Origin of the sequence: Pseudoxanthomonas sp. (assembly GCF_002863005.1) — a bacterium.
Classification (GTDB): domain Bacteria; phylum Pseudomonadota; class Gammaproteobacteria; order Xanthomonadales; family Xanthomonadaceae; genus Pseudoxanthomonas_A.
This window is the reverse complement of record NZ_PKDG01000061.1, coordinates 1-4,927: the sequence shown is the minus strand read 5'-3', so window position 1 is coordinate 4,927 and position 4,927 is coordinate 1. Positions and strand designations below refer to the sequence as shown.

The following is a 4,927-nucleotide window of genomic DNA, read 5'->3' as shown; positions in this document are numbered from 1 at the left end:
CCGCCGTGGCCAGGCGCTTGATCTCGCCGTTGATGGCCGAGAGGTTGGCCTTGGTGGCGTCCATCGTCTCGGTCAGGTTGGCCTTCTCGCCGGGCAGCTTGGGCATGTCCAGGCTCAGGTCGCCCACCGAGTAGCGTTGCATGATCTTCAGCGCGTCGCCGATGGCCTGCAGGTGCGAGGCGACCAGCGCGTTGGTGTCGCGCACCATGCGGCCGTATTCGCCCGGGAACGCGCTGTCGTCCATCCTGTAGCTGATCTGGCCTTCGTCGTGGCGTGCGGCCATTTCGCTCTGTGCGGCGATGACCGACTGCACCTGCGTCTGCATGCGCTGCATGGCGCTGAGCAACTGGCCGACCTCGTCGGAACGGCTGGTATCGATCTTGCCGTCCAGCTTGCCGGCGGAGACATCGTTGGCCACGCGCACGGCTTCGCCGACCGCATTGGCGATGGCACGGGCGAAGAACCAGGCCAGGGCAAGGCCACCGACAATGCCTGCCACCAGCATCACGACCATCAGCGTGCTGGAGGCCGTATAAGTGCTGTGGGCGTTCGTGCTGGCGGTCTTGGCCTGCTTGTCGACCACCGTGATCAACGTGGAGAGTGCAGCCGTCGCCTTGCGGTGCTGGTCGCGCGTCGCGCCGATGAACGTGTCCACGGCATCGTCCGGCAAGCCCAGGTCCAGCATCTCCTGAACGTCCGCGTAGGACTGCTGAGCCGCCTTCCATTCCTTGACGAAGCTGTCGTAAGCCTTTTTCTCGTCGGCGTCGGTGATCAGCTTGGCGTATTCCTTGCTCGCCTGCTCGATCCTCTTCTCGGTTTCGCCGGCAAGTTTCCTTGCCTCGGCCTTGACGGCGTCGCTCGCGCGCACGTGCTGGCGATAGGAATTGGTCCGGTATTCGCCCAGCAGACTCTGCAGATCGCCGGCGGCCTTGACGCTGGGCACGACGTTGCCCGTCACTTGGGTGGTGACACCGTTCAACGAGTTCAGGCCGACGAACGCGGCGATGCCCTGGACCAGCATCAGGGCCAGCACGACGCCGAAGGCCAGCATCATCTTCGTCGTCAGTTTGAGGTTCTTGATCCGCTGCATGGGGATTCTTTCCTTTACCGGGGCGCGCGCCGCGCCGCTCTCATTGGCAACCAGGGCGGGGCAGGGCGCGCGGCCCTGCCCGTGAAGCGGATCAGCGGATCGTCGCCAGCTTCAGGTTCGACGGCGAGCTCACCACGATCTCGGCACGCGACTGATCGCGCTCGATGTTGCCGATCACGCAGACATCCTTGCCTTCCAGCTCTTCCGGCGCCGGCTTGAACTTGGCGCGGGCGTCACCCGGAATGCGGGCAGTGAACGTGTGGCGCGGGAAGTTGCCGCCCATGTAGAGGAAGGTCGGAGTGCCTTCGGTGTTCTCGGCGAAGCGCGCCTTGCCCACCTTCCCGCAGACGGTGCCGGCCTTGCCGGTGAAGCGCGCGGCCATGTCGGCGGGGATCGCATTGTCGATCTGCGACTGGCTGCTGGCCGGCGTGGGCATCATCAGGGCGGCGCCGGCGCCGGCGGCGACGAGGGACAGGGTCAGGACGGAAGCGATCTTCATGCCAGTAACTCCGGAGGGGCAGGGATGGTGGGAAACACTCACCGCCTGAGATCGGCGCCCCGCCGCCAAACTTGAGACCTCGGACGCTTCAGGAAGCGGTGATGCGCACGAGTGGGAGCTGCATCACAGTTCGTGGCCGCGGGCGCGCGGCGGAGGCCCGGCTCAGGCCGTGGCGACGCTGTCCGCCACGACCTCGATGTCGCGCACCGACGCATGCGGATGTGCGTGCAGCCATGCTTCCAGCGGGCCCGCCGGGAGCGGCGGCGAAAACAGGTAGCCCTGCAGGACGGGGAAGCGCTGTTCGGTGAGGAAACGATGCTGGGATTCGGTTTCCACCCCTTCGGCGACCACCTTCATGCCCAGGCTCTCGCCGATGCGCAGCACCGAGGACGTCAGCGTGCGGGCGATGGCGCTGGTGTCGATGTCGCGCACGAAGCTCTGGTCGAGCTTCAGCTCGCTGATCGGCAGGCGGTGCAGGTGGCTGAGGCTGGAATAGCCGGTGCCGAAGTCGTCCAGCGACAACCGCACGCCGAGCACGTAGATGGCCTCGATGTTCTCCAGCACGTCCGGATCCGGATCGAGCATGACGCTTTCGGTGATTTCCAGCGTCAGGTCGGCCGGCACCAGGCCGTGTTCGTCCAGCAGGTCGGAGATCTGCAGCGACAGTTGCGGGTCGCGGAAATTGATGGCGGAAACATTGACCGACACGCGCGGGATGTCGATGCCGCGGCGACGCCAGTCGGCCATCTGCGCGCATGCCCGGCGCAGCACCCACAGGCTGAGGTCGGCGATCAGGCCGCACTCTTCCGCGACGGGAACGAAACGCGACGGCGGAATCACCCCGAGATCGGCATGGTGCCAGCGCAGCAGCGCTTCGACGCCGTAAAGCTCGTGGCCGTCGCCGCCGCCGACCTGCGGCTGGTAGTGCAGGTCCAGCTGGTCCAGCCGCAGTGCGTCGCGCAGCGCTGTCTCCAGCGAGACGCGCTCCTGTGCCACGCGGTTCATGTCCAGGCTGAAGAAGCGGAAGCTGCCGCCGCCGTCGCGTTTGGCGCGGTACATGGCCATGTCGGCGTGGCGGACCAGCAGGTCGATGTCGCGGCCGTCGTCGGGGAACATCGCCACGCCGATGCTGGCGCTGGGGTGCAGGGTCATCAGGCCCGCCGTCGTGGGGGCGGCGATGGCGCCCAGCAGGCGCTCGGCGACGCTGCCGGCCTGTTCCGTGCCGCACATCGGCAGCACGGCGACGAATTCGTCGCCGGCCTGTCGCCCGACGATGTTGATGCCGCCGAGTTCTTCGCTCAGGCGCGCGGCCACGTCACGCAGCAGGCCATCGCCGGCGGCGTGGCCTTGCGCGTCGTTGACCCGCTTGAAGCGGTCCAGGTCGATGAAGACCACGGCCGCGGTACCGTTGGCTTGTGCCACGTTGGCGAGCGCCTGCTCGGCCTTGGCGCTGAACATGATGCGGTTCGGCAGGCCGGTCAGGGTGTCGTAGAACGCCAGCTGGTGCACGCGTTCGTTGGTCTGTTCGCGCTCCAGCGTCAGCGAGCACAGGTGCAGGCAGGTGTCGGCCAGCCGCTCGTGCAGCTCGTCCGGTCCGCGGTTCTCGCGGTAGTAGAACGACAGCGTGCCGAGCACGCGACCGCTGCTCGACTTGATGGGGTGCGTCCAGCAGGCGCGCAGACCCAGCGGCGTGGTGAGGTGGCGGGTGTTGGCGCACAGCGGGTCGCTGGCGATGTCCTTGACCAGGACCGCCCGGCCGCGCCAGGCGGCTACCCCGCAGACGCCGGCGCGCGGGCCGATCGGCAGGCCGTTGATCTTGCGCGACCAGGCTTCGGGCAGGCTGGGCGAGGCGAGGGCGTGCATCAGCCCCTCGTTGTCGACGGTGATGATGGACACCGTCAGCTCCGGCGCGATGTGCTCCACCTCCCGGCAGATCAGCGTCATCACGTCGGCCACGTTCCACTCGTGCACCAGCGCGTCCAGCACCTTGTTGTGCAGTACCTGATGCATCTTGGTCTGGGTGATGTCGCTGAGCACGCTCACCAGTCCCAGCAGCGTGCCGTCCTCGTCGCGTACCGGGTTGATCGCCGTGGACAGCCACAGCGGGCGACCCGCCTTGGTGTACAGCAGGACCTCGGTCTGCAGTCCCTCGCCGTTGTCGATCGCACGGCTGATGCGTTCGTCCAGCGAACCGTCCGTGTGCGGTCCCGACAGCAGTTCCGAAGGTCGGACGCCGCGCAACTCCTCCAGGCGGTAGCCCAGCATGCGCGTGAAGCCGCTGTTGACGTAGACGACCTCGCGGTCGGCGGAACTGATGAAGATGGCGTTGTCGCTGCTGTCCACGACGATGGACAGCTGCCGCAGGCGCGCCAGTTGCCGCTGCTGGTCGCTGGTGTCGCGGACGAAGGCGGTATGGAAGACCTGGTCGCCGATCACCACTTTCGACATGGAGACCGAGCAGGCGCTTTCGCTTCCGTCGGCCCGCACCAGCACGGCATCGCGATGGCTCCCGAGCAGCGATGCGAGCGTCGTCTCGCCGGCGACGCCTGCCGGCGCCTCCGCGAGCAGGCGGGTGAACGGCACGCCGTGCACGTCTTCGCGGCGGCATCGCCACAGCGCTTCCGCCGCCGGGTTGAACAGCACCACGCGGTGCCGCGCATCGATGACGAACGCCGCATCGACCGACTGCTCCAGCACGTGCCACAGGCTGTCGTGCGCCGGGCCGGGCGGTGCCTGCACGTCGCGCACGGGCGCAAGCGCGTTCAACGTGCGGCGCAGCATGCGGACTCCTCACAATGTGGGGGCGTCGCGGGGCTGGCGTCGTCGTGGGCGGTGAGTGCGACGGTCATGGGGGCCAGGGAGGAGTGCCTTCAGGTGACATATCGGCCGGGATCCGGATTACTTGAAAACGGTCACGGGGCGGATGCGAAGCGGGTCCGGAGGCTCAGAACTCCTGCCAGTCGCCATCGGCGAGCGCGGGTTCGGGCTTGCGCGCTGCGGGCTTGCGGGCCGGGGCCTTGGCGACGGGCCTGGCAGCGGCGACCGGCTTGGGAGCGGGGCTGATCGCCTTGCGCACCGGTGTATCGACCGTGGCCTGCAGCTTGAACACCGCCACCGATTCGGTCAGTCCCTGCGCCTGCTCCTCCATCGAGCGTGCGGCGGCCGTGGCTTCCTCCACCAGCGCGGCGTTCTGCTGGGTAGCTTCATCCATCTGGGTGATGGTCTGGTTGACCTGTTCGATGCCGGCCGACTGCTCCTGCGAGGCCGCCGAGATCTCGGCCATGATGTCGGTCACGCGCTGCACGCTGGCCACGATGTCGGCCATCGTCGCACCGGCC

4 protein-coding genes are annotated in these 4,927 nt (G+C 67.7%); all 4 read right to left on the bottom strand.

All coding sequences use genetic code 11. The annotated features are described in order from the left end of the window. Positions 1-1,090 (bottom strand): MCP four helix bundle domain-containing protein (locus CYU89_RS18580; RefSeq protein WP_296283064.1); only part of this gene is annotated, 1,090 nt, incomplete at its 3' end. Between the two features lie 91 nt (positions 1,091-1,181). After that, entirely contained in the window at positions 1,182-1,583 is a 402-nt protein-coding gene (locus tag CYU89_RS18575) for a hypothetical protein (RefSeq protein ID WP_296283065.1), read from the bottom strand. Positions 1,584-1,751: 168 nt separating this feature from the next. Continuing rightward, entirely contained in the window at positions 1,752-4,370 is a 2,619-nt protein-coding gene (locus CYU89_RS18570) for an EAL domain-containing protein (RefSeq protein WP_296283062.1), read from the bottom strand. A gap of 163 nt (positions 4,371-4,533) precedes the next feature. Beyond that, the coding region (locus CYU89_RS18565) for a methyl-accepting chemotaxis protein (protein ID WP_343125271.1) at positions 4,534-4,927 on the bottom strand (394 nt) is incomplete at its 5' end.

What these genes read in the sequence shown, in the direction of transcription:
- CYU89_RS18570 (WP_296283062.1), bottom strand. Translation starts at nt 4,370, where the DNA reads ATGCTGCGCCGCACGTTGAACGCGCTTGCGCCCGTGCGCGACGTGCAG.